The following is a 22,917-nucleotide window of genomic DNA, read 5'->3' as shown; positions in this document are numbered from 1 at the left end:
ACTCGAACGTGACTCAGCACACATCGACTTCCGGGAAATCGGTCGAGCCCGTCGTGCGAGTTCACCGACTAACACGACGAACAATCGGGCATTCGATGTTCGGCAAAAAAACACGCCTACGGGTGGTGATGGTCACCTCCTCACCCCGCCCGCCCTTAACAGAGCTAGCGTCCCGCACTGACACGTTGAAAGGAGATCACTCGCTCCCGCTCCCTCCTCGCGAGGCGAGCCGAGTGAACAGCCCTGGTCATCACGATCAGCGATCAAAGGCCGGTGCCCTTGATGACTACGTTCCCCGCAGGCGAGCAGACCCACCGAGCTGTGCTTCCTCAGCAGCCCGCACTGGAATCCGCGAGAGCAGACACCCCTGGGAGCAGGGACGAAACGGCTCACGGACAACCCGCCATCGCGCGGGGCACCGGCAGGGAACATGGGCGAGGGGAGACCGGCGGGCGCAGCACCCGGCCCCGTCGGCGTCACGCCACAAAGGCAGAGACCGGGGACGGTGACGTCCCCTCACACAGCAACACGTACGGAGGCGGAACAGGCGCAGGCAGAGTCTTCGTCCTCGCGAAGGGCGGACAGCCACTCATGCCCTGCCATCCCGCACGCGCACGCGAATTACTCACCAAGGGGCGCGCTGTCGTCGTACGACATGCCCCCTTCACCATCCGTCTCAAAGACCGCACACGCGCCGGATCCGACGTCGCCGGAGTGCAGCTACGGATCGACCCCGGGTCCAAGGGCACCGGTATCGCCCTCACCGACACGAAGAAAGAAACCGGCCCAGGCGACACACCTGTGACCGTTCGGCGCGGACTCATTTCACTCGAGCTACGACATCGGGGCGAGCAGATCCACCGGGCCATGGGGCAGCGAGCCGGGTACCGGCACCGACGACGATCGGCGAACTGCCGCTACCGCGCGCGCCGGTCGGGCAACCGCACCCGCCGAGAGGACTGGCTACCCCCGTCGGTGCAGCATCGGGTCGACACCACGGCAGCGACCGTCCGCCGCCTCTGCCGGTGGGCTCCGGTCACCGAGATCCACATCGAGCAGGTCGCCTTCGACACCCACGCCATGAGCGCGGGCCACAGCCTCACTGCTGCCGAATACCGCAGTGGCACCCTCGCGGGCACCGAAATCCGCGAATACCTGCTCGCCACACGGGGACGCGCCTGCGCCTACTGCGGTGCCACCGGCGTGCCTCTGAACATCGACCACATCCGGCCCCGCAGCCGCGGCGGCTCCGACCGCATCTCGAATCTGACCCTTGCCTGCGCCCCCTGCAACCAGGCCAAAGCCTCCACCCTCGTGGAAGAATTCCTGGCCCGCCGCCCGGCCTGTCTCGCGGTGATCCGATCGCAGATCAAGGCTCCCCTCCGCGACGCCGCAGTCATGAACGCGACCCGACAGCTGCTCACTGATGCCCTCGGCACACTCTCCAAGTCGGTGCACGCCTCGTCGGGTGGCCGGACAAAGTGGAACCGTACGGCCATGGGCCTGCCCAAGACCCATACGCTCGACGCCCTCTCCGTCGGGCGACTGGACCACCCGAGCGGAGACGCGATCGTCCGCGTGCCTCAGCCGGTCCAGATCGTGAAGGCGACCGGGCGAGGCACCTACGCCCGCACCACACCCGACCGGTACGGATTCCCCCGGCTCATTCGCCCGCGCCGGAAGCAGCACTACGGTTTCGCCACCGGAGACCTCGTCCGCGCCACCGTGCGCAACGGCAGGTGGGCAGGCACGTGGACCGGGCGTATCTCCGTACGATCGTCCGGACAGCACAGCCTGACCACGCCCGCCGGCCGCTTCAACGTGTCCCACGTGAACCTGCGGCTGCTCCAGCGGGCCGACGGATACGCGTACAGCACTGCACAGGAGCCGCTGATGAAAAAGGGTTGAGACACCCGCCGAAGGTTCCTAGGCTGGGGCCACACGCGAAAGGAGGTGATCCGAAAAGTGCAGTCTTATCGGATTCGTGAGGTGGCTGCGGGCTGACAGCCCGTCGTCGCACTTCGTGCACCTCGGCAGGCTGTCTGCCGAAACCCAAGCAGTCACCGACCCGCGGGCTCGCCGGTAGATCCGGCCGGCTCCTCCGCAAGGAGGGACCAGAGCCCGCGGGTTTCTGCGTGTCCGGGGCCGGTCAGGGGCTGAGGCGTTCCACTCGCCAGCCCTCGCCCTCGCGTACGTACCGCAGCCGGTCGTGGAGACGGTTCTCGTGGCCCTGCCAGAACTCGATCGTCTCCGGTACGACACGGATGCCGCCCCACTCGGGGGGTGCGGGGATGTGTTCGCCCTCCGGGTAGCGGGCCGCCAGTTCCTCGTACCGGTCGATGAGTTCCTGGCGCGAGCCGATGACCGTCGACTGCTCGCTCGCCCAGGCGCCCAGCTGGGAGCCGTGCGGGCGGGTACGGAAGTAGGCGACCGTCTCCTCGCGGGCGACACGGGCCGCAGTGCCGGTGATGATGACCTGGCGGGCCAGCGGGTGCCAGGGGAAGAGCAGGGAGACGTACGGGTTGGCGGCCAGCTCACGGCCCTTGCGGGAGGCGTAGTTGGTGAAGAAGACGAAACCGCGGTCGTCGTACTTCTTCAGCAGCACCGTCCGGGAGGAGGGGCGGCCGTCGGGGGTGGCCGTGGAGACCACCATGGCGTTCGGTTCGTAGACCATGCCACCTGCGGCGATCTGCCGGAACCAGTGGGCGAACTGCTGCATGGGGTCGGCGTCGAGCGTGTCCTCGGTGAAGCCCTCGGAGCGGTACTGCTCGCGCATCGCGGCCGGATCGGTGGTGGAATCGGAAGGGGAATCTGCGGTGGGCACGGGGCCATCCTGCCGCAGGGGCCGAGTCTGCCCGGTATGGAGGGGTGTCAATCGCGCATGGATGACGTGGGTGGCTGTGCCGGATGTCACGCTTCCCCGCATCGTGGGAACCCGCCAATATCTTGGGGTAGGCCCCTGTGGCCTCCATACAGCCCGTCGATCGAGGGAGCCGCATGATGTCCGACTTCGTACCCGGACTCGAAGGAGTCATCGCGTTCGAGACGGAGATCGCCGAACCCGACAAGGAGGGCGGCTCACTCCGCTACCGCGGGGTCGACATCGAGGATCTCGTCGGTCATGTGTCGTTCGGGAACGTGTGGGGTCTGCTGGTCGACGGGGCGTTCAACCCCGGGCTGCCGCCCGCCGAGCCGTTCCCGATCCCGGTCCACTCGGGTGACATTCGGGTCGATGTGCAGTCCGCGCTGGCCATGCTGGCGCCGGTCTGGGGGCTGAAGCCGCTCCTCGACATCGACGAGGAGACCGCCCGCAACGATCTGGCGCGGGCCGCCGTGATGGCGCTGTCCTACGTCGCCCAGTCGGCGCGCGGGCAGGGGCTGCCGATGGTCCCGCAGAGCGAGATCGACAAGGCGCAGTCCGTCGTCGAGCGGTTCATGATCCGCTGGCGCGGCGAACCGGACCCGAAGCACGTCAAGGCCGTGGACGCGTACTGGACTTCGGCCGCCGAGCACGGCATGAACGCGTCCACGTTCACCGCCCGGGTCATCGCGTCGACCGGCGCCGATGTCGCGGCCGCGCTGTCCGGTGCGGTGGGCGCGATGTCGGGTCCGCTGCACGGCGGCGCCCCGTCCCGGGTCCTCGGCATGATCGAGGAGATCGAGCGGACCGGTGACGCCACCGCGTACGTGAGAAAGGCCCTGGACAAGGGTGAGCGGCTGATGGGCTTCGGACACCGGGTCTACCGGGCCGAGGACCCGCGGGCGCGCGTGCTGCGGCGTACGGCGAAGGAGCTTGGCGCGCCACGGTTCGAGGTGGCGGAGGCACTGGAGAAGGCCGCGCTGGAGGAGCTGCACGCGCGGCGCCCGGACCGGGTGCTGGCGACGAACGTGGAGTTCTGGGCAGCGATCATGCTGGACTTCGCGGAGGTTCCGGCGCACATGTTCACGTCGATGTTCACGTGTGCGCGTACGGCGGGATGGTCGGCGCACATCCTCGAGCAGAAGCGGACGGGGCGGCTGGTGCGGCCGTCGGCGAGGTACGTCGGTCCCGGGCCGCGTGACCCGCGGGAGATCGAGGGGTACGAGCAGATCACGGGTCTGGGAAACTGACGGTCCCGGTGCTGCGCAAACCCGGCGGGGTTCGAAACACGCCCTAGAGCTTGCCGCGGAGAGTGACGGTGCGGTGCCCGCCGAGGCGGCGCCGCACCTCCTGTTCGAAGCCGTAGGTCAGCTCCGCCCAGTTCCAGAAGGTGAGGCCGAGCTGCCCGCAGGCGTAGTAGTCGTCCTCCCAGCTCCAGCGGTCGATGCCGGAGGGCCGGTGGCAGGAGGGGCACTCCACGATGCCTTCGCCGCCGTTCGCCCAGGCGCCGAGTCGGCCCGCGAGCGGGGCCCAGGCACTGTCGACGGGGCACCAGGTGTCGTCGACGAGGCGGATCTCGGTGGCGCAGAGCGGGCAGGTGGCGGCTCCCGCGTCGCCCTGGCCGCTGTCGAAGACGGTGCGTCCGGTCGCAACGTAGAGGCCGTTGCTCCACAGCTCGACCGGTTCCGGGTCGTCGACGGCCTCGGCGTGGTTCGGACCAGGTGCGTTGCCGTAGCCGTCTCCGTCGAGGACACAGTCGGTGCGCTCGGCGCTGACGATTCCCTCGGTGATCAGCCAGTCGAGGAGCCCGGCGCCGAGCTGTACGGCGTCCTGCTCGGTGGCGTCGAGGTCGACGATCGTCTGGAAGTAGTCACCCACAAGGTCCCCCAAGGTCAGTCGAGTGCGTCGTCCACCAGTGCCGCCCACTGTGCCACGACCCTCTGACGCCGGGCGGTGTCATCGGTCAGCACGTTGGCCAGCCCGAGGCCGCGGGCCATGTCGAGGAGCCCCTGGACGGTTTCGCGTGCGCCGGGCTTCGTCTCGTCGGCCGCGAGGAGTTCGACGGCGATGCGGTGGGTCTCCCGGCCGACGCGGGCTTCGAGTTCGGTGACACGGGGGCGGAGCTGGGATTCGTTGGAAGCGGCGACCCAGAGCTGGAGGGCGGCGCGGAAGAGCGGGCCGGTGTAGAGATCGACGAGGGCGGCGACGACAGCCGTACGGCTCTGGACGGGCAGGGCGCGCAGGGCGGCGGAGCGTTCCTCGGCGACGTATTCGACGGCGGCGGTGAACAGGTCCTCGCGGGTGGGGAAGTGGTGCTGGGCGGCGCCGCGGGAGACCCCGGCGTGTTCGGCGACGACGGAGACCGTGGAGCCTGCCCAGCCGTGTTCGGCGAGGCAGGCGACCGCGGCTTCGAGCAGCCGTTGGCGGGTGGCGCGGCTGCGGTCCTGCTTGGGGGTCCGGTCGGTGGGGGGCGTCACAACACCCATGCGGGCTCCCGTCGTTCGAGGAAGGCCGTCATCCCTTCCCGTGCCTCGGCGGAGGCGAAGAGTGCTGCCGAGCGGGCGATGAGGTCTTCGGCGTACTGGTCGAAACTCTCCCGCACAGTAGCTGTGACCAGCTCCTTCGATGCGGCCAGCCCCTGCGGTGAGGCCCGGCGAAGTCCGTCCAGTACGGGTACGAGCGCCTGGTCCGCGTCCTCGGCGGCGAGCGTCACCAGGCCGGTTCTGGCGGCCTCGGCCGCGTCGAAGCGTTCGCCGGTGAGGTAGTAGCGGGCCGCGGCGCGGGGGTCCATGCGCGGCAGGAGCGGGAGGGAGATGATGGCGGGGGCGAGGCCCAGGCGGGACTCGGTGAGGGCGAACGTCGCCGCCGGACCCGCCACCGAGATGTCGCAGGATGCGAGAAGCCCGAACCCGCCCGCCCGGACATGCCCGGTGACCCGGGCCACGACCGGCTTGGGCAGCGTCACGATGCGCCGCATCAGGGCGACGAAGGCGTGCGGGTCGGCCGGCGCCTTCAGGTCGGCCCCCGCACAGAACGTGGTCCCGGTGTGGGTGAGGACCACGGCCCGGACCGCGTCATCGGCCGCGCAGGCGTCGAGGGCCTCGGACAGCTCGCCGACCAGGGGGGCGCTCAGCGCGTTGCGGTTGGCCGGGGAGTCCAGCGTGAGTGTGGTGATCCCGCGCTCATGGGCGGGCGGGGCGAGCTGGCTCATGGATCGCTCTCCTTCTGCGGGGCACCTCGCCGAGCGTGGCAGCAGGAGCAAGAACAATCAAGCGTGCTTGCATGATTTCGAGGACTCGACGAGCCTCGTCGCGCGCGCACGCCGGAAGAAGTCCTGGTGGCCCGAGGTCCGCGACACGCCCAGCGGGAGCTGTTCGAATCTCCTTGCCCCACCGCGCGCCCGGGTCGCAGAGTTGTGCGGCGCCGCAGGTTGCGGGGCGGTCGGATGCGGTTCGGCAACGGGGGCAGGCAGTGGCGGTCGACGCACTGGATCAGGGGGGCGGCACGGCGGAGCCGGTGCCGATCTACGAAGGGGGAGACATCGAGGAACTGCGCCAGGTCGTGGGCCGACGCCTGTCGCCGCACCGGCTGACGATCCTGGGGCCTCAGCGGCTGCCGGGCAGGTTCCGGGCCTTCCACGAGGGCTCCGTGGGGCTGTACGACCTGGCCTACGGTGCTCCGGTGCGGCTGCTGGCACAGGATCTGCCCGGCTTCTACAACGTCATCCTTCCCCAGGCCGGTGCCGGGGTGGTGGTCGTCAACGGCACCGCGCTGCCGTCCTCGTTGTCCGTGGCGGGACCGGGCGACGTGGTCTCGATGGAGTGGGACCACCTGGCGGTCAACGGGGCACTCGCCATGTCCCGGGACACCATGACCGAGGTGGCCGCGGTGCGCCTGGGCGACGTACCGCAGAGGCCGCTGCGTTTCCACCGGCACCTGCTGGACCGGGCGGACCCGGCCGTGCGTTCCTGGCTGGCGCTCGTCGACGCCTTCCGGCAGTTCCTGCTCTCCCCGCTGGCGCACCGTCCCGGCCTGGGCGTACGGCACTTCGAACGTCTGCTGGTCGACACCCTGCTGGACGTCCAGGCCCACTCCTGGAGCGTCGAGGTGCCCGGCGGCGGCACCACGATGCTGCCGGGCGCCCTGCGCCGCGCGACGGCCTACTGCGAGGTGCACGCCGACGAGGCCGTCTCCGTCTCCGACATCGCGCAGGCCGCCCGGGTCGGCGTGCGGGCTCTGCGGGAGGGCTTCCGCAGGCACCTGGACACCACGCCCCTGGCCTACCTGCGCAGGGTCCGGCTCGACCATGCCCACCGCGAACTGACGGCCATCGCCGAGGGGAACGCCACCGGATCGGTCACCGAGGTCGCCTGCCGCTGGGGTTTCACGCACCTCGGCCGCTTCAGCGCCGAGTACCGGCAGGAGTACGGGCGGCTGCCCTCGGATACCTCGAAGGGGCGGCACGGACTATCCACAAACGCGTGATTCCCCGGCTCCGAACCGGATAGTTCGTGGACACGGCCCGGGAGAGTCTGGGTTCCGACAACGGCCGCGCCGCCGCGAGGCCGAGACGACGAAGGGACACAGTCTCCATGGCTACGAAGACCGCCAAGGCCCGGCGCAGGAGCGTTCTGGTGAGGATGGCGGGCGTCACCGCCGGGCTCGCGCTCCTCACCGCCGGCACGGTCACCCAGGCCCAGGCGTCGACGACCGCCGGCTACATCGGCGACGGCTACGCCAACAACACGCACGGCGTGTGGTGCGTCCAGCACCTCCTCAACGACATCGCCTACGACCACGGCTACGGCCGCCCGCTGGCCGAGGACGGCCACTGGGGCCCGGACACCAGGAGCTGGGTGATGTGGTACCAGCGCACCGCCCCGTCCCTCTTCAACCTCACTGTGGACGGCATCGTGGGGAAGGGCACCGGAGGCTACCTGCTGCTGGAGGGCGACGACTACTACGGCGGCAACAACTACTGCTACACCTACGTACCTTCGAGGTTCTGACGACCACCTCACCGGTCGCCGTCGCGCCGTCCGCACCGCATGGGCCGAAGCCTCACCGGAGGGCTTCGGCCCATGCGGCCGTACGCGCACCGGCCCGTGCGGCCCGGCCGCCCCAAGAGGGTCAGCGCCCCGCCTGCCGTTCCCGCAGTTCCCCGCGCGGGATCTTCCCGGACACCGCGCGCGGCACCGTCTCGATGAACTCGACCTGCCGGACCTTCTTGTACGGGGCGACCGGTGGATGGCGGTGTCGAGGGGCTGGACGTCGGGGTAGTCGCTCCGGAACACGTGCACCGTGGCGGTTGGGTTCCTTCGATGCGGATGGGCGGGGTGGCGGCGGGCGGGACGGCCCCCGTACGACGCGTGGGAGGTGGCGTGCGGGGCCGCCCCCTGATAGCCGTGGCGGCCCCGCACGGTGTCGCTGTGGAGGGACAGCATGGCGTCTGTCAGTACGACTTGGGGAGACCCAGGGACTGATGGGACACGTAGTTCAGGATCATTTCCCGGCTGACGGGTGCGATCCGGGCCACCCGGGCGGCGGTGATCAGGGACGCGAGGCCGTACTCGCGGGTGAGGCCGTTGCCACCGAGCGTGTGCACGGCCTGGTCCACCGCCCGGACGCAGGCCTCACCAGCGGCGTACTTGGCCATGTTGGCGGCCTCCCCCGCGCCGATGTCGTCGCCGTCGTCGTAGAGGCGAGCGGCCTTCTGCATCATGAGGCGGGCGAGTTCGAGTTCGATGTGGGCCTGGGCCAGCGGGTGGGCGATGGCCTGGTGGGAGCCGATCGGCTCCTTCCACACCTGACGGGTCTGCGCGTACTCGACGGCGCGGCCGAGCGCGTAGCGGCCCATGCCGATGGCGAACGCGGCGGTCATGATGCGTTCGGGATTCAGTCCGGCGAAGAGCTGGAGCAGACCCGCGTCCTCTCCCCCACTCTCGGCTTCGCCCGAGCGGGAGGTACCCCCTCCGACGAGGGCGTCGGAGGGCAGCCGCACGTCGTCGAGCACGAGCTCGAACTGCTTCTCCGGCGCCTGGAGTTCCATGTCGATCTGCGAGCGCCGGAAGCCGGGGGCGTCGCGCGGGACGATGAAGAGACAGGGCTTGAGCCTCCCCGTCCTGGCGTCCTCGGTGCGGCCGACGATGAGGGTGGCGTCGGCGATGTCGACGCCGGAGACGAAGACCTTTCGCCCGGTGAGCAGCCAGTCCTCGCCGTCGCGGCGGGCGGTGGTGGTGATGCGGTGGGAGTTGGATCCGGCGTCGGGTTCGGTGATGCCGAAGGCCATGGTGAGGGAGCCATCCGCGAGGCCCGGGAGCCATTGCCGCTTCTGGGTGTCGGTGCCGAAGCGGGCGATGACGGTGCCGCAGATCGCCGGGGAGACCACCATCATCAGCAGCGGACAGCCCGCCGCACCCAATTCCTCAAGGACGATGGAGAGTTCGGCCATGCCGCTGCCGCCTCCGCCGTACTCCTGCGGGAGATTCACCCCGAGGTAGCCGAGCTTGGCTGCTTCGGCCCACAGTTCGCGGGGGTGGGCTCCGTCGCGCACGACGGACATCATGTAGTCACGCCCGTACCGCTTTCCGAGTGCGGCGACGGCGGCGCGCAGGGCTTGCTGCTCTTCGGTTTCGAGGACGGCACTCATGGGGTCGGTTCCTCCTGTACGACGGCGAGCAGGGCGCCGACCTCCACCTGGAGGCCGGGTGCGGCATGCAGTGCGGTGAGGGTGCCGGAGGCGGGGGCGAGAATGCGGTGTTCCATCTTCATCGCCTCCAGCCAGATCAGCGGTTGCCCCGCCTCGACCGCCGCGCCCGTCACCAGCCCGTCCGCGAGCCGGACGACGGTGCCGGGCATGGGGGCGAGCAGGGAGCCGGGGTCGGTGCGGTCGGTGGGTTCGGTGAAGCGGGGCAGGGCGGTGAAGGTGTACGAGCCGGTGGCGCCGTCCACGTACACCCGGTCCTGATGGGCGGAGAGGCGGAAACGGTGGGTGACGCCGTCGTCCGTCTCGACGGTGACGTGGTCGGGGGTGGCGGTGAGGATCCGGGCGCCGGGGGCTTCGATCGCACCGCCGCGGTTGGTGCGGTAGGCGATCTCGTGTTCGGTGCCGTCGGGTTCGCTGCGGTAGCGCCTGGTCTGGGGCTGCGAGGGGACATTGCGCCAGGCGCCGAAGCGAGAACCCGGGGGGCGTGATGGGTTGGCACCGGTGTATGGCTTCCACGGGGTGCCGGTGGCGCGGTGGCGGGTGGCGGCGGCGGTTGCGGCGAGGGCGGCGAGGTTCCGGTGCGTGGCGTCGTCGGGGGCGGCCGTGAGGGCGTCCAGGTGGCGGTCGTAGAAGCCGGTGTCGAGGCGGGCGGCGGTGAAGTCGGGGTGGCGCAGGGACCGTACGAGCAGGTCGCGGTTGGTGACCGGTCCGTGGATGCGGGTGCGTTCCAGGGCGCGGGCGAGGAGCCGTACGGCCTGGGTGCGGGTGGGGGCGTGAGCGATGACCTTGGCGAGCATCGGGTCGTAGTGCACGCCGATGGTGTCGCCGCCGGCGTACCCGGTGTCCAGGCGCAGTCCGGGTTCGTCCGGTACGTCGAGGGTGTGCAGCGGCCCGGTCCGGGGCTGCCAGTCGCGGGCGGGGTCCTCGGCGTAGAGCCGGGCCTCGACGGCGTGCCCGTGCGGGGCGGGGGGTGCGGGGGCCGGGAGGGGTTCGCCTTCGGCGACGGAAAGCTGCAGGGCGACGAGGTCGAGGCCGAAAACGGCTTCGGTGACGGGGTGTTCGACCTGGAGGCGGGTGTTCATCTCCAGGAAGCAGGGGCGCCCGTCGGCGGTGACGAGGAACTCGACGGTGCCCGCGCCGCGGTAGCCGACGGCTCGGGCGGCGGCCGTCGCCGCGTCGTGCAACCGGGTGCGCAGCGCCTCGTCGAGGCCGGGTGCGGGTGCTTCCTCGATGACCTTCTGGTGGCGGCGCTGGAGCGAGCAGTCGCGGGTGCCGAGCGCCCATACGGTGCCGTGCTCGTCGGCCATGATCTGGACCTCGACGTGCCGGCCGTGCTCGACGTACGGCTCGGCGAAGATTTCCCCGTCCCCGAAGGCGTTCGCCGCCTCGGCCGCGGCAGCCGCCACCTCACCGGGCAGCGCGCTCAGTTCCCGTACGACCCGCATCCCGCGCCCGCCGCCACCGGCCGCGGCCTTCAGCAGCAGCGGAAGATCGTCCGCGGTCGCCTTCGCCGGGTCGACGGGGGCGAGCAGCGGCACTCCGGCGGCGGCCATCAGTTCCTTGGCGCGGGTCTTGGACGCCATCATCTCGATGGCCTTGGCCGGCGGACCGACCCAGAGGAGGCCGGCGTCCTGCACGTCCCGGGCGAACCCGGCGTTCTCGGAGAGGAACCCGTAGCCGGGGTGCACGGCGTCGGCGCCCGCGGCGAGCGCGGCACGTACGACGAGGTCGCCGCGCAGATACGTGTCGGCGGGGGCGGCCCCCGGCAGCCGTACGGCCGCGTCCGCTTCCCTGACATGCAGCGCGTCGGCATCCGCGTCGGAGTACACGGCGACGGTGGCGATGCCCAGGGCGCGGCAGGTCCGGAAGATCCGGCAGGCGATCTCGCCCCGGTTGGCGACGAGCAGGGTGCTGATCATGGTCGTCCTCACATCCGGAAGATGCCGAAGCCGCCGCGGGCGCCTTCGACCGGGGCGGTGTGGATCGCGGACAGGCAGATCCCGAGGACGGTCCTGGTGTCGCGCGGGTCGATGACCCCGTCGTCGTACAGCCGCCCGGAGAGGAACATCGGCAGCGACTCGGACTCGATCTGCTGCTCCACCATGGCGCGCAGCCCGGCGTCGGCCTCGTCGTCGTAGGGCCGTCCCTTCGCGGCGGCGGAGGCGCGGGCGACGATGGAGAGCACGCCCGCGAGTTGCTGCGGTCCCATGACGGCGGATTTGCTGCCCGGCCAGGCGAAGAGGAAGCGGGGGTTATAGGCGCGCCCGCACATGCCGTAGTGCCCGGCCCCGTACGAGGCGCCCATCAGGACGGACAGGTGCGGGACCCTGGAGTTGGACACCGCGTTGATCATCATCGCGCCGTGCTTGATGATGCCGCCCTGCTCGTACTCCTTGCCGACCATGTAGCCGGTGGTGTTGTGAAGGAAGAGGAGGGGGATGTCGCGCTGGTTGGCGAGCTGGATGAACTGGGCGGCCTTCTGCGACTCCTCGCTGAACAGGACGCCCTGGGCGTTGGCGAGGATGCCGACGGGGTAGCCGTGCAGCCGGGCCCAGCCGGTGACGAGGCTCGTCCCGTAGAGCGGTTTGAACGCGTCGAAGTCCGAGCCGTCGACGAGCCGGGCGATGACCTCGCGTGGATCGAACGGGACCTTCAGGTCGCCCGGCACGATGCCGAGGAGCTCCTCCTCGTCGTACTTCGGCGGTTCGGCGGGTCCCGGATCGGCGTGTGCCTTGCGCCAGTTGAGCCGGGCGACGATCCGCCGCGCCTGGCGGAGCGCGTCGTGCTCGTCGACGGCGAAATGGTCGGCGAGCCCGGAGGTACGGGCGTGCATGTCGGCGCCGCCGAGGGACTCGTCGTCGCTCTCCTCGCCGGTCGCCATCTTCACGAGCGGCGGTCCGCCGAGGAAGACCTTGGACTGCTCCTTGATCATGACGGTGTGGTCGGACATGCCGGGGACGTACGCCCCGCCGGCGGTCGAGTTCCCGAAGACGACCGCCACGGTCGGGATTCCGGCGGCGGAGAGCCGGGTGAGGTCGCGGAAGAGTGCGCCGCCGGGGATGAAGATCTCCTTCTGGGACGGCAGGTCCGCCCCGCCCGACTCGACCAGGCTGATGCAGGGCAGCCGGTTGGCGAAGGCGATCTCGTTGGCACGCAGGGCCTTCTTCAGGGTCCAGGGGTTGGAGGCGCCACCGCGGACGGTCGGATCGTTGGCGGTGATCAGGCACTCCACACCCTCGACGACGCCGATGCCGGTCACGAGCGAGGCGCCCACGCTGTACTCGCTGCCCCAGGCGGCGAGCGGCGACAGTTCCAGGAACGGGGTGTCGGGGTCGACGAGCAGCTCGATCCGTTCCCGGGCGAGGAGCTTGCAGCGCCTCCGGTGCCGCTCGATGTACTTCTCGCCGCCGCCCGCGATGGCCTTGGCGTGCTCGGTGTCGAGGTCGGCGAGCTTGGCGAGCATGGCGGTGCGGTTGGCGGCGTATTCGGGGCTCGCGGCGTCGAGCCCGGTGGCCAGGACGGTCATGCGTGCACCTCCGGTGCGTCGGTGGATTCGAGCAGGCTCACGGGGACGGGGAGGTGCCGGGACCGCAGCCACTCCCCCACCGCCTTGGCCTGCGGATCGAAACGGGCCTGCGCGGCGACGCCTTCGCCGAGGAGACCGTGGACGACGAAGTTCAGGGCGCGGAGGTTCGGCAGGACATGCCGCACGACGGTCAACCCGGCGGTCTCCGGGAGCAGTTCCTGGATCCGCTCGACGGTGAGTTCATGCGCGAGCCAGCGCCAGGCGTCGTCGGTTCGGACCCAGACGCCGACGTTGGCGTCCCCGCCCTTGTCTCCGCTGCGGGCGCCCGCGATGCGGCCGAGCGGGGCGAGCCGGGTGACCCCGGTGGGCAGCGGCGCTGGAAGAGCGGGCTCGTCCACGCCCTCGAGTTCCCTCACGTGTAGCGGCGTTGCCATGTTCTCCCGCCGCCCGTCCGGCAGTACGGCGACGTGGTCGACCTCTCCCGCCGGTACATACCTCGCCTCGAACACCCCGTAGGGCGCGCCCTTGCCGGGCGGGGTGGTGACATGGAAGCCCGGGTAGCTGCCGAGGGCCAGTTCGATCGCGGCCCCGGAGACGGTGCGTCCCACCGTCTCCGGGTCCTGGTCGCGGACGACGAGACGGAGCAGGGCGCCGGCGGTCTCCTCGGTGTCGGCGTCGGCCCTGTCGGTTCGGGCCAGCTCCCACCGCACCTCGTCGGGTTCCGTACCGCTCCGGGTGAGCGCCTGCGCGAACTGGTCCTGCACCAGCTGCGCCTTGGCCTCGATGTCGAGTCCGGTGAGCACGAAGACGACCTCGTTGCGCCAGCCGCCGAGCCGGTTGAGCCCGACCTTGAGCGTGGGCGGCGGAGCCTCGCCGCGCACTCCGGAGATCCGTACGCGGTCCGGTCCGTCCTGCGTCAGCCGTACGGTGTCGAGCCGGGCGGTCACGTCCGGTCCGGCGTACCGGGCGCCTCCGGTCTCGTACAGCAGCTGAGCGGTGACGGTCCCGGTGTCGACGAAGCCGCCCGTGCCGTCGTGCTTGGTGATGACGGACGTCCCGTCGGCGTGGATCTCGGCGAGCGGGAATCCGGGCCGGCGGATGTCGTGGCCGCGGAAGAAGGAGTAGTTCCCGCCGGTCGCCTGGGTGCCGCACTCCAGCACATGCCCTGCGACGAGGGCACCGGCGAGCGCGTCGTGGTCGTCGGGTTCCCAGCCGAAGTGGGCCGCGGCGGGACCCGTGACGAGGGCGGCGTCGGTGACCCGGCCGGTGACGACGACATCGGCCCCGGCACGCAGGCAGGCGGCGATGCCCGCGCCCCCGAGGTACGCGTTGGCGGTGAGGAACCCTTCGGGGACGGGCAGGCTGTCGCCCTCGACATGCGCGACGCGCACCGGCACGCCCACCTTCTCCGCCAACTTCCGGACCGCTTCGGCCAGTCCGGCCGGATTGAGCCCTCCGGCATTGGCGACGATCTTCACCCCGCGCTCGTGCGCGAGCCCGAGACCCTCCTCGAGCTGGCGCAGGAAAGTGGTGGCGTAACCGCTGTTCGGGTCCTTGATTCGGCTCCGCCCGAGGATGAGCATGGTCAGTTCGGCGAGATAGTCGCCGGTGAGGACGGAGAGGGGGCCGCCGGTGAGCATCTCGCGCACGGCGTCGAAGCGGTCGCCGTAGAAGCCGGAGGCGTTCCCGATCCGCAGCGGCGCGGCGGTCACCGCGCTCCGCCCTTGGGTGCACGGCCGGGGCCGGGCGGACCGGCGAAGGCCTGTGCGATGTCGAGCCACTGGTCGGCGTCGGCCCCGACAGCGCGCACGGCCAGGTCGAGCCGGTGGGCACGCTGGGTGACGAGGAGACAGAAGTCGTGCAGCGGCCCGGTGACGCGCTGCGTGGCGCCCTCGGGTCCGTAGGCGATCACCTCACCGTCAGGCGCGGTGAGTTCCACCCGGAACTCGTCACCGGGCGCCTTGATGCCCTGCACGAGGAACGCATAGTCGCGGGCGCGCACTCCGATCCGGGCGACGTGCCGCAGCCGGGCGGTCGGGGCGCGCACGGCGCCGAGGGCGTCGGCGATGTCCTGTCCGTGGGCCCAGGTCTCCATGAGCCGCGCGGTCGCCATGGACGCGACGCTCATGGGCGGGCCGTACCAGGGAATGCGCGTGCCGGGCGGGGCTGCGCGCAGGGCCTGCTGAAGCCGCTCGCGCCCGTCGCGCCAGCGCGCGAGCAGCGCGGCCGGCTCCACGGCGACGAGTTCCTCGGCAGCCTGATCGACAAAGCTGTCGGGGGCCGCCTGAGCCTTGGCCGCCTCCACCGCGAAGGCGTCCGGATCGGTGGCGGCGAGCAGGGCGACCTCGTCGGTCCAGATCAGATGGGCGATCTGATGGGCGACGGTCCAGCGTTCGGCGGGGGTCGGCCGGGTCCACTGTTCGTCACTCAACTCAGCAACGAGGGCGTCGAGTTCATCGCTCTCGTTGCGCAGATCGTCGAGCACGGCTGTCGCATCGGACACGGTGCGCTCCCCTCCGGGCATGGCGGTGTGCCGAGGAGCATGTCAGCGGACCAGGAAACAAGCAAGCATGCTTGCATTAATTGATGCGTCCGCCCCACCAGCGGTCCGCGACCCAGCTGCTAGCCTCCGCCGATGGCTGACGAACCTCGCACCACGGGCGTGCGTTTCGACGACAACAGGCTTGTCCTGGAGCGGTATCGGGACGAGAGCGGCATCTACTACACCTTCCCCGGCGGCGACCGGACCGCCGCCGGACCATCCGTCGCCCTGTCCCTGGCCGAGGCGCTGCACGCCCGGATCCGTCCGGTCGGCACGGCGGAGCAGGTCCTGCGCGCCTGGTCCGAGGGAACGCTCCCGCCGGACACAACCGTCCTGGACGACCCGACGTCCGTCGCACCGAACCGGGTCCGCGGCGGAGCGATCGTCATCCGTGACCGGCGGATGCTGCTGATCCGCACACCGGAGCGCCACTACGAGATCCCGGGCGGCGGGGTCGAGACCGGCGAGACACCGGAGGTGGCGGCGGTACGCGAACTGCGGGAGGAGACCGGCCTGCGCGGGACGGTCGTGCGCGAGGTGGCCCGGATCTGGCGGAACGGCAACCTCGGCCACTACTTCACGATGGAGGCCGAGGGCGAGGTGGGCGCACCCGAGACGCTGGACAACTACGGCGGCGTCCCGGTCTGGGTTCCCGTCTCCGAGCTGCCCACCACACCGCTCTGGCCCCGTCGCCTGTCCTGGCGGATCGCCCACTGGCACGGCTCCGACTGGCCTGCGCAGCCGGCGGAACTCGCGGACTCCGTCTGGGACCTCGACGCGGAGTGCGGCTGGTGAGAGCCCGTACCGCTGCCCGGCTGCCCGAGGGCAGCAGGCGGTCGCGCCGGCACTGCCCGGCGGCCTGCCGAGACCAAGAAACGCGGCCCGTTCGCAACGCGGGGCGCCGCGGCGCCCCGCTCCCTACGGCCTCTTGCGGCGGCCGCCGCTGACCTGGCTGCGGACCGCTCCCATGCTCGCCCCGATGACCAGGGCGATGGCGAGCGCGTCGGTGGCGGTCAGCGCCTGGTCGAGGATCAGGAAGCCGGCCGTCGCCGCGATGGCCGGTTCCAGACTCATCAGGACCGCGAACGTCGCCGCGGGCAGCCGGCGCAGCGCCATCAGTTCCAGTGTGTACGGCAGCACCGAGCTCATCAGGGCCACCGCCGCGCCCATCGCGACCGTCGACGGGACCGCGAGCTTCGCGCCCGACTCCAGGATGCCCAGCGGGAGCGACAGGACCGCGGCGACCGCCATCGCCAGGGCCAGTCCGTCGGCCTGCGGGAAGCGGCGGCCGGTGCGGGCGCTGAAGACGATGTACGTCGCCCACATCGCCCCGGCGCCGAGGGCGAAGCCCGCGCCGACCGGGTCCAGGCGGTCGAAGCCGCCACCGCCCAGCAGGAACACTCCGCCCAGCGCGAGCCCCGCCCAGACGAGATTGATCAGCCGGCGGGAGGCGGCGACCGAGAGCGCGAGCGGGCCGAGCACCTCCAGGGTGACGGCCGCACCCAGCGGGATGCGGTCGAGTGCTTGGTAGAAGAGCATGTTCATGGCGCCCATCGCGACGCCGAACGCGACCACCGTCCCCCAGTCGGCCCGTGAGTGGCCGCGCCACTTCGGGCGGCAGACGATCAGCAGGACGACCGCGGCGACGGCCAGCCGGAGCGTGACCACGCCGAGCGCGCCCGCCCGCGGCATCAGCAGCGCCGCGACCGCGGAGCCGAACTGGACGGAGAGTCCGCCGGCGACCACCAGCGCCACCGGAGCGAGCGCCGCCCTGCGGCCGCCCGGTCGCGCGGGGCCCGCCCCGTCGAGGGCGGACACCGCCTCCGGTACGGCGACGGCTGCTGTGGCCGGCTCCACGGCACTGCGCTGGTCATTCACGGGTGGCCTTCATCCTCGAAGAGTTCAATGTGTTGCACTTCGCAATTGAAGATACTGCACTCCTGCGGTGCGGCTCATTTCTTCACCGTAGAGACGTCCGCGCGGCGCGTGAAATGCCGATTGCGCTCCCGTTATGCTCCACACGCATGAGCACAGGACAGGGCCCTGGCCGCACCGTCGAACTGCGTCATCTGCGGGCCTTCCTCGCCGTCGCCGAAGCGGGCAACGTCACACGCGCCGCCGCCGCGCTCCGGCTCACCCAGCCCGCCGTCTCCCGCACCCTGGCCGCCCTGGAGCAGCACCTCGGCGTCCGGCTCGTCGACCGCTCCACCCACCACCTCTCCCTCACCCCCGAAGGCGTCGTCTTCCGAGACAAGGCCGCCGCGGCGGTCGCCGCCTTCGACGAGGCCGTCGCCCCCGGCGGTCTGCGCCGCTGGCCGCTGCGGCTCGGACACGCCTGGGCGGCGCTGGGCCCGTACACCACACCGCTGCTCCGCAGCTGGCAGCAGCGGCACCCGGAGACGCCGCTCGAACTGCTGCGGATCGACGACCGCACCGCGGGACTCACCCGCGGCGAGGTCGACGCGGCGCTGCTGCGCGGCCCCGTCGACGCGCCGGGGCTCGTCACCGAAGTGCTGTTGTGCGAGGACCGGGTGGCGGCGGTGACCGTGGACGGGCCGCTCGCAGCGCACGCCACACTCCGTCTCGCCGATCTCGCGGGCGGCCCGATCGTCCTGAACACCGTCTCCGGCACCACCACCGTCGACCTGTGGCCACCCGGAGCGCGGCCCGCCGCCACCGTCACCGTCGCCAACACCGACGACTGGCTGACCGCCATCGCGGCCGGGCGCGGCTCCGGGGTGTCGGCCGCCTCCACCGCCGACACGCATCCGCACGCGGGGGTCGCCTACCGCCCGCTCGTCGACGCCCCGCCCCTCCCGCTGCTCCTCGCCCGGCGCGACGCCCCCGGCCACCCGGCGCTTCCCGACCTCGCCACGCTGGCCCACGAGATCATCGGGCAGAACATCGCCCGATGAGGGAATGCCCGGGTGGCGCCGCGCTGTTGGGGTGCTCCGGACGCCGCGCGAGGGCGGGTCATCACCTGGGGGGAAGCGACCATGACATACGACGACATCATCGTGCACGGAACCGTCGCACCCGGCTTCGAAGGCGTACGGGACGTCTACGCCGCCGCGCTCGCCGAGGACAGCACCGAGCCCGGGTCCCAGCTCGCGGTGCGGCTGCACGGCCGGACGGTTGTCGATCTCTGGGCCGGGGACGGGATCGACGCCGATTCGCTGCCCGCCGTGTACTCGTCGACCAAGGGCGCCGCCCATCTGGTCGTCGCCCTGCTGGTCCAGGACGGCATCCTGGACCTGGACCGCACCGTCACCTCGTACTGGCCCGAATTCGCCGCCGCAGGCACGGACGCGCTGACACTGCGGGAGCTGCTCGCGCACCGTTCCGGGCTGATCGGTGTGGACGGAGGCTTCCCGGAGGACGTACTGGCCGACGACCGACTGGTCGCCGCACGGCTGGTCGCGCAGGCACCGTACTGGGAACCCGGCACGGCATACGGGTACCACAGCCTGGTGATCGGCGCGCTCACCGGCGAAGTGGTCCGCCGGGTCACCGGACGGTCGATCCAGGAACTCTTCGAGGAGCGGGTCCGGGCCCCGTACGGACTGGACTTCCATCTGGGGCAGCCCGAGGCGCTCGAACCGCGCTATGTGCCGATCCGGCCGATGCAGCCCACCGCCGAACAGGCGGCCCTGCTGGCAGCGGCTCCCGAGGATCCGCGGAGCCTCGCTTCGATCGCGTCCAACCGCCCGACCGATCTGGTCGAGTGGATCAACCGGCCGTCCGTCCGGGCGCTCGGACCGGCCTCGGTCGGTGGTGTGGGGTCGGCGCGCGGGCTGTCCGGGATGTACGCGGCCGCCATCTCCGAGGTGGACGGCCGCGCACCTCTGCTGAAACCGGAGACGCTGGCCGAGTTCACCCGGCTGCACTCGGCGGGCACCGATCTGGTGACCGGCGAGGAGGACCACTTCGGGCTGGGCTTCGAACGGCCGTCGATCCGGTATCCGTCGCTGAGCGAGTCGGCCTTCGGGCACTGCGGGGCGGCAGGCGCGCAGGCATTCGCCGATCCGGCGAGCGGGCTGGCGTACGGGTACACACGCCGCCGGTACGCCTTCCCGGGCGGGGCGGCCCCGGAGAACGAGCGGCTGGTGGCGGCGGTGGTGCGCGCGGTCGAGGCGGGCTGACGGCGGGGGACCTGGCCGGCGGAGCGTCCGGGTGGGGCGGGGATGTCCGCCCCCGCCCCACCCCACCCCACCCCGCCCCTTCCCGAACGAGGCACCGCCCGGGGCCCTGCCCCTCGATCGCCGCAGGGGGTGGAGCGGACGCTCGGGTCAGTTGCCACAGGGGTGATCAGCGGGCCCGTCCAGTCCCTCCGCCAGCAGCTCCGCCAGGTGCCTCGCCCGCACACCCGCCAGCTGCGCCAGCTGGGTCCGGCACGAGAAACCGTCCGCCAGGATGTCCGTGCCGGGCTCCGCGCCCCGTACCGACGGCAGCAGCTGCTCCTCCGCGCACGCCACCGACACATCCCAGTGGCCCCGCTCGAAACCGAAGTTCCCCGCAAGACCGCAGCACCCTCCGCTCAACTCGCCGGCCAGCCCAGCTCGTTCGCGCAGCCTGCGTTCGGCCGCGTCACCGAGGACCGCATGCTGGTGGCAGTGGGTCTGGCCCGCGACCCGGCGGTCCAGGCGCGGTGGCCGCCAGTCGGGGGCGTACTCCTCCAGGTACTGCGCCAACGTCCGGACCGAACCGGCGAGTTCGGCGGCGCGAGGGTCGTCGGGGAGGAGTTCCGGGAGGTCTGTACGGAGGGTGGCGGCGCAGCTCGGTTCGAGGACGACGAGCGGGTCGCCGAGGAAGAACCCCATCCGGTCCAGGGTGCGGCGCATGACCGTGCGGGCCTTGTCCAGTTGGCCCGTCGACACATAGGTGAGTCCGCAGCACACGCTCCGTTCCGGGTAAAGGGCTGTCCGGCCCGCCGCCTCCAGGACCCGGACGGCCGCCTTCCCGACCTCCGGGGAGAGGTGGTTGGTGAAGGTGTCCGGCCAGACGGCCACCACCTGATCGCTCGACAGGATCACCGTCCCGCGGCCCCTGCGCTTTCGGGCCCACCGGGTGAACGTCTCCCCCGCCAGCACCGGAATCGTCCGCTCCGCCGTGATGCCCGCCAGCCGCTTCGCCAGTGCGGCGAACGGACTGATCCGGGCGAGTGCGTTCAGCACCGGCGCGACCGGGGCCACGAGCCGCAGCCACTGCGGCAGCCGGCCCATCACGTAGTGGGCGGCGGGCCGCAGCCGCCCCCGGTAGTGGTGGTGCAGGAACTCCGCCTTATACGTGGCCATGTCCACGCCGACCGGGCAGTCGCTGCGGCACCCCTTGCAGGACAGGCAGAGGTCGAGCGCGTCCCGCACCTCCTCCGACCGCCAACCGTCCGTGATCACCTCGCCGGCGAGCATCTCGTGCAGCAGGCGGGCCCGGCCACGGGTGGAGTGGGCCTCCTCGCCGGTCGCCCGGAAGGACGGGCACATCACGTCCGCGCCCGCCGGCTGCGCCGTCCGGCATTTCGCGACGCCGACACATCGTCGTACGGCCGCCGTGAAGTCGCCGCCGTCGTGCGGGTAGCCGAAGGTGACGTCCACGGGGCGTTTCGGCAGGACGTCGAAGCGGATGTTCTCGTCGAGGCGGGCGGGGCGGGCGAGGATGCCGGGGTTCATGCCGCCGTCCGGATCCCAGAGGTCCTTGAACCGGCCGAAGAGCGCGACGAGTTCGTCCCCGTACATCCGGGGCAGCAACTCGGCCCGCGCCTGCCCGTCGCCGTGTTCCCCGCTGAGCGAGCCGCCGTGCGCGACGACGAGCGCGGCGAGCTCCTCGGAGAAGCGGCGGAAGCGGGCCACACCGTCACCGCTCAGCAGGTCGAAGTCGATCCGCACGTGGATGCAGCCGTCGCCGAAGTGCCCGTACGGCGTGCCGCGCAGCCCGTGTGCGGTGAGCAGGGCGCGGAAGTCTCGCAGGTACGGGCCGAGGCGGGCGGGCGGTACGGCGCAGTCCTCCCAGCCGGGCCAGGCCTCACTGCCGTCGGGCATCCGGGTAGCGGTGCCGGACGCGTCCTCCCGGATGCGCCACAGGACCCGCTGTCCGGCCGGGTCGGTGACCACGGCCGCGTCCACCGCGTCGGCCGCCCGCACGATCCGTTCGGCGTGCGCCCGCGCCTCGGCCGGGGTGTCCCCGCCCGTCTCGACGAAGAGCCAGGCTCCGCCGCGCGGCAGCCCGGCCGGTTCGCGTACGAGATCGGCGGCCATGCCCTCGACCGTCAGGGGGCGGTACGGGAGGAGGCCCGGGGCGGCTTCGGCGGCCGCGGACTCGTCGGCGTAACCGAGTACGGCGAGGGCGCGGGATCCGGGCGCCTCGACCAGTCGCACGGTCGCCTCCGTCACCACGCCGAGCGTGCCTTCGCTGCCGCAGAAGGCTCGGGCCAGGTCCGGGCCGCGCTCGGGGAGCAGGGCGTCGAGGGCGTATCCGGAGATGCGGCGCGGGAGTTCGGGGAAGCCGGTGCGGAGGAGCGCAAGGTGGGAGCCGACCAGTTCGCGCAGGCCGGCGGGGGCGCCGTCCCACCTCCCCCGGTCGAGCCGGAGCGTGTCGCCGCCGTAGCGGGCGACGGTCAGTGCGTGGACGTTGTCGGCGGTGGTGCCCCAGGCCACCGAGTGGGAGCCGCAGGCGTTGTTGCCGATCATCCCGCCGAGCGTGCACCGGCTGTGCGTGGAGGGGTCGGGGCCGAAGGTGAGGCCGTGGGGTGCGGCGGCGGCGCGCAGGTCGTCCAGGACCACGCCCGGCTGGACGACGGCCGTCCGGGACGCGGCGTCCAATTCGACGATCTTCCCCAGGTGGCGGGTGAAATCGAGGACCACACCGGTGCCGGTGGCCTGCCCGGCGATGGAGGTGCCGCCGCCGCGCGGCACGACCGGCACCGCGTGCGCACGGCAGACGGCGAGCGCGGCGGCGACGTCGTCGGCGTCGCGCGGGGCGACGACGCCGAGCGGCACCCGGCGGTAGTTGGAGGCGTCCATCGTCGTCAGCGCCCGCGCGGTGGTGCCGAACTCCACCTCTCCGCGCACGGCGCTGCCGAGGGCCCGTGCGAGAGCGGTGCGGTCCTGTCGTTCTGCCATGGGCCCAGCATGCCGCTGGTCGGGGCAGTGGGCCCGTCGCCCCCTCGCGTTTCCCTCGAATACGTCAATTCGTCGGAATACGTCGGATGCATAGTCACATACGTGACAGGGAAGACCACAAGCCCTTCCCAAACAGATCGTCAATTCTCATATAGTGGCCACGACTTG

The 22,917-nt window shown here is 71.6% G+C and carries 18 protein-coding genes; 7 read left to right on the top strand and 11 right to left on the bottom strand.

Features of this window, described 5'->3' with window-relative positions; all coding sequences use genetic code 11:
- Positions 1-282: 282 nt before the first annotated feature.
- Entirely contained in the window at positions 283-1,908 is a 1,626-nt protein-coding gene (iscB, locus tag ACNPQM_RS19160) for an RNA-guided endonuclease IscB (RefSeq protein WP_418084947.1), read from the top strand.
- Positions 1,909-2,149: 241 nt separating this feature from the next.
- On the opposite strand, the gene pdxH is transcribed toward iscB, so the two are convergent.
- Complete coding sequence (gene pdxH / locus ACNPQM_RS19155) at positions 2,150-2,776, bottom strand: pyridoxamine 5'-phosphate oxidase (RefSeq protein ID WP_366133709.1); 627 nt, start codon at positions 2,774-2,776, stop codon at positions 2,150-2,152.
- Between the two features lie 224 nt (positions 2,777-3,000).
- Between pdxH and ACNPQM_RS19150 the strand changes: the two genes are divergently transcribed.
- Positions 3,001-4,110: a citrate synthase 2 gene (locus ACNPQM_RS19150; protein ID WP_358856768.1), complete on the top strand. Its 1,110-nt coding sequence runs from the start codon at positions 3,001-3,003 to the stop codon at positions 4,108-4,110.
- 43 nt (positions 4,111-4,153) lie between these two features.
- Here the strand turns inward: ACNPQM_RS19150 and ACNPQM_RS19145 are convergent, their stop codons facing one another.
- Genes ACNPQM_RS19145 through ACNPQM_RS19135 form a run of 3 tightly spaced genes read right to left on the bottom strand, consistent with a single transcriptional unit; the run spans position 4,154 to position 6,071 of the window.
- A complete protein-coding gene (locus ACNPQM_RS19145; RefSeq protein WP_418084946.1) occupies positions 4,154-4,750 on the bottom strand; it encodes a hypothetical protein in 597 nt (198 codons plus the stop codon).
- A gap of 2 nt (positions 4,751-4,752) precedes the next feature.
- Positions 4,753-5,346 carry a TetR/AcrR family transcriptional regulator gene (locus ACNPQM_RS19140; protein ID WP_418084945.1) on the bottom strand — a complete coding sequence of 198 codons (594 nt, stop codon included), beginning with the start codon at positions 5,344-5,346 and terminating at the stop codon, positions 4,753-4,755.
- Positions 5,334-6,071 (bottom strand): enoyl-CoA hydratase family protein, encoded by a 738-nt coding sequence (locus tag ACNPQM_RS19135; RefSeq protein WP_418084944.1) that lies wholly within the window; start codon positions 6,069-6,071, stop codon positions 5,334-5,336. Before ACNPQM_RS19135 ends, ACNPQM_RS19140 begins: the two co-directional genes overlap by 13 nt.
- 260 nt (positions 6,072-6,331) lie before the next feature.
- On the opposite strand from ACNPQM_RS19135, the gene ACNPQM_RS19130 reads away from it, so the two are divergent.
- Together ACNPQM_RS19130 and ACNPQM_RS19125 are read left to right on the top strand one after the other, a co-directional pair.
- On the top strand, positions 6,332-7,345 hold the full coding sequence (locus ACNPQM_RS19130) for an AraC family transcriptional regulator (protein WP_418084943.1): 1,014 nt from the start codon (positions 6,332-6,334) through the stop codon (positions 7,343-7,345).
- Between the two features lie 107 nt (positions 7,346-7,452).
- Entirely contained in the window at positions 7,453-7,869 is a 417-nt protein-coding gene (locus ACNPQM_RS19125; RefSeq protein ID WP_418084942.1) for a peptidoglycan-binding domain-containing protein, read from the top strand.
- Positions 7,870-8,312: 443 nt separating this feature from the next.
- On the opposite strand, the gene ACNPQM_RS19120 is transcribed toward ACNPQM_RS19125, so the two are convergent.
- The 5 genes from ACNPQM_RS19120 to ACNPQM_RS19100 are packed head-to-tail and all read right to left on the bottom strand — an operon-like array spanning position 8,313 to position 15,595.
- Positions 8,313-9,509 carry an acyl-CoA dehydrogenase family protein gene (locus ACNPQM_RS19120; RefSeq protein ID WP_418084941.1) on the bottom strand — a complete coding sequence of 399 codons (1,197 nt, stop codon included), beginning with the start codon at positions 9,507-9,509 and terminating at the stop codon, positions 8,313-8,315.
- Complete coding sequence (locus ACNPQM_RS19115; RefSeq protein ID WP_418084940.1) at positions 9,506-11,485, bottom strand: acetyl/propionyl/methylcrotonyl-CoA carboxylase subunit alpha; 1,980 nt, start codon at positions 11,483-11,485, stop codon at positions 9,506-9,508. Before ACNPQM_RS19115 ends, ACNPQM_RS19120 begins: the two co-directional genes overlap by 4 nt.
- Before the next feature lie 8 nt (positions 11,486-11,493).
- Positions 11,494-13,092, bottom strand: a complete 1,599-nt coding sequence (locus ACNPQM_RS19110; protein WP_418084939.1) for an acyl-CoA carboxylase subunit beta — start codon at positions 13,090-13,092, stop codon at positions 11,494-11,496.
- The gene (locus tag ACNPQM_RS19105) at positions 13,089-14,804 is read right to left on the bottom strand and encodes an acyclic terpene utilization AtuA family protein (protein ID WP_418084938.1); all 1,716 of its coding nucleotides are present in this window, start codon (positions 14,802-14,804) and stop codon (positions 13,089-13,091) included. Before ACNPQM_RS19105 ends, ACNPQM_RS19110 begins: the two co-directional genes overlap by 4 nt.
- On the bottom strand, positions 14,801-15,595 hold the full coding sequence (locus tag ACNPQM_RS19100) for a TIGR03084 family metal-binding protein (RefSeq protein WP_418084937.1): 795 nt from the start codon (positions 15,593-15,595) through the stop codon (positions 14,801-14,803). Before ACNPQM_RS19100 ends, ACNPQM_RS19105 begins: the two co-directional genes overlap by 4 nt.
- Before the next feature lie 132 nt (positions 15,596-15,727).
- Between ACNPQM_RS19100 and ACNPQM_RS19095 the strand changes: the two genes are divergently transcribed.
- Complete coding sequence (locus tag ACNPQM_RS19095) at positions 15,728-16,429, top strand: NUDIX domain-containing protein (protein WP_418084936.1); 702 nt, start codon at positions 15,728-15,730, stop codon at positions 16,427-16,429.
- A gap of 123 nt (positions 16,430-16,552) precedes the next feature.
- On the opposite strand, the gene ACNPQM_RS19090 is transcribed toward ACNPQM_RS19095, so the two are convergent.
- On the bottom strand, positions 16,553-17,512 hold the full coding sequence (locus ACNPQM_RS19090; protein ID WP_358856757.1) for an EamA family transporter: 960 nt from the start codon (positions 17,510-17,512) through the stop codon (positions 16,553-16,555).
- 146 nt (positions 17,513-17,658) lie between these two features.
- Between ACNPQM_RS19090 and ACNPQM_RS19085 the strand changes: the two genes are divergently transcribed.
- Together ACNPQM_RS19085 and ACNPQM_RS19080 are read left to right on the top strand one after the other, a co-directional pair.
- A complete protein-coding gene (locus ACNPQM_RS19085) occupies positions 17,659-18,549 on the top strand; it encodes a LysR family transcriptional regulator (protein WP_418084935.1) in 891 nt (296 codons plus the stop codon).
- 81 nt (positions 18,550-18,630) lie between these two features.
- On the top strand, positions 18,631-19,776 hold the full coding sequence (locus tag ACNPQM_RS19080) for a serine hydrolase domain-containing protein (protein WP_418084934.1): 1,146 nt from the start codon (positions 18,631-18,633) through the stop codon (positions 19,774-19,776).
- 147 nt (positions 19,777-19,923) lie between these two features.
- Here ACNPQM_RS19080 and ACNPQM_RS19075 read toward each other — a convergent pair whose 3' ends face one another.
- Positions 19,924-22,749, bottom strand: coding sequence for an FAD-binding and (Fe-S)-binding domain-containing protein (locus tag ACNPQM_RS19075; RefSeq protein ID WP_418084933.1), 2,826 nt, complete (start codon positions 22,747-22,749; stop codon positions 19,924-19,926).
- Between the last annotated feature and the right edge of the window lie 168 nt (positions 22,750-22,917).

It is taken from the genome of Streptomyces sp. NPDC056231 (genome assembly GCF_048270745.1).
Taxonomy (GTDB): Bacteria; Actinomycetota; Actinomycetes; order Streptomycetales; family Streptomycetaceae; genus Streptomyces.
The sequence above is the reverse complement of the archived record's forward strand: the minus strand, read 5'-3'. Positions and strand labels throughout refer to the sequence as shown.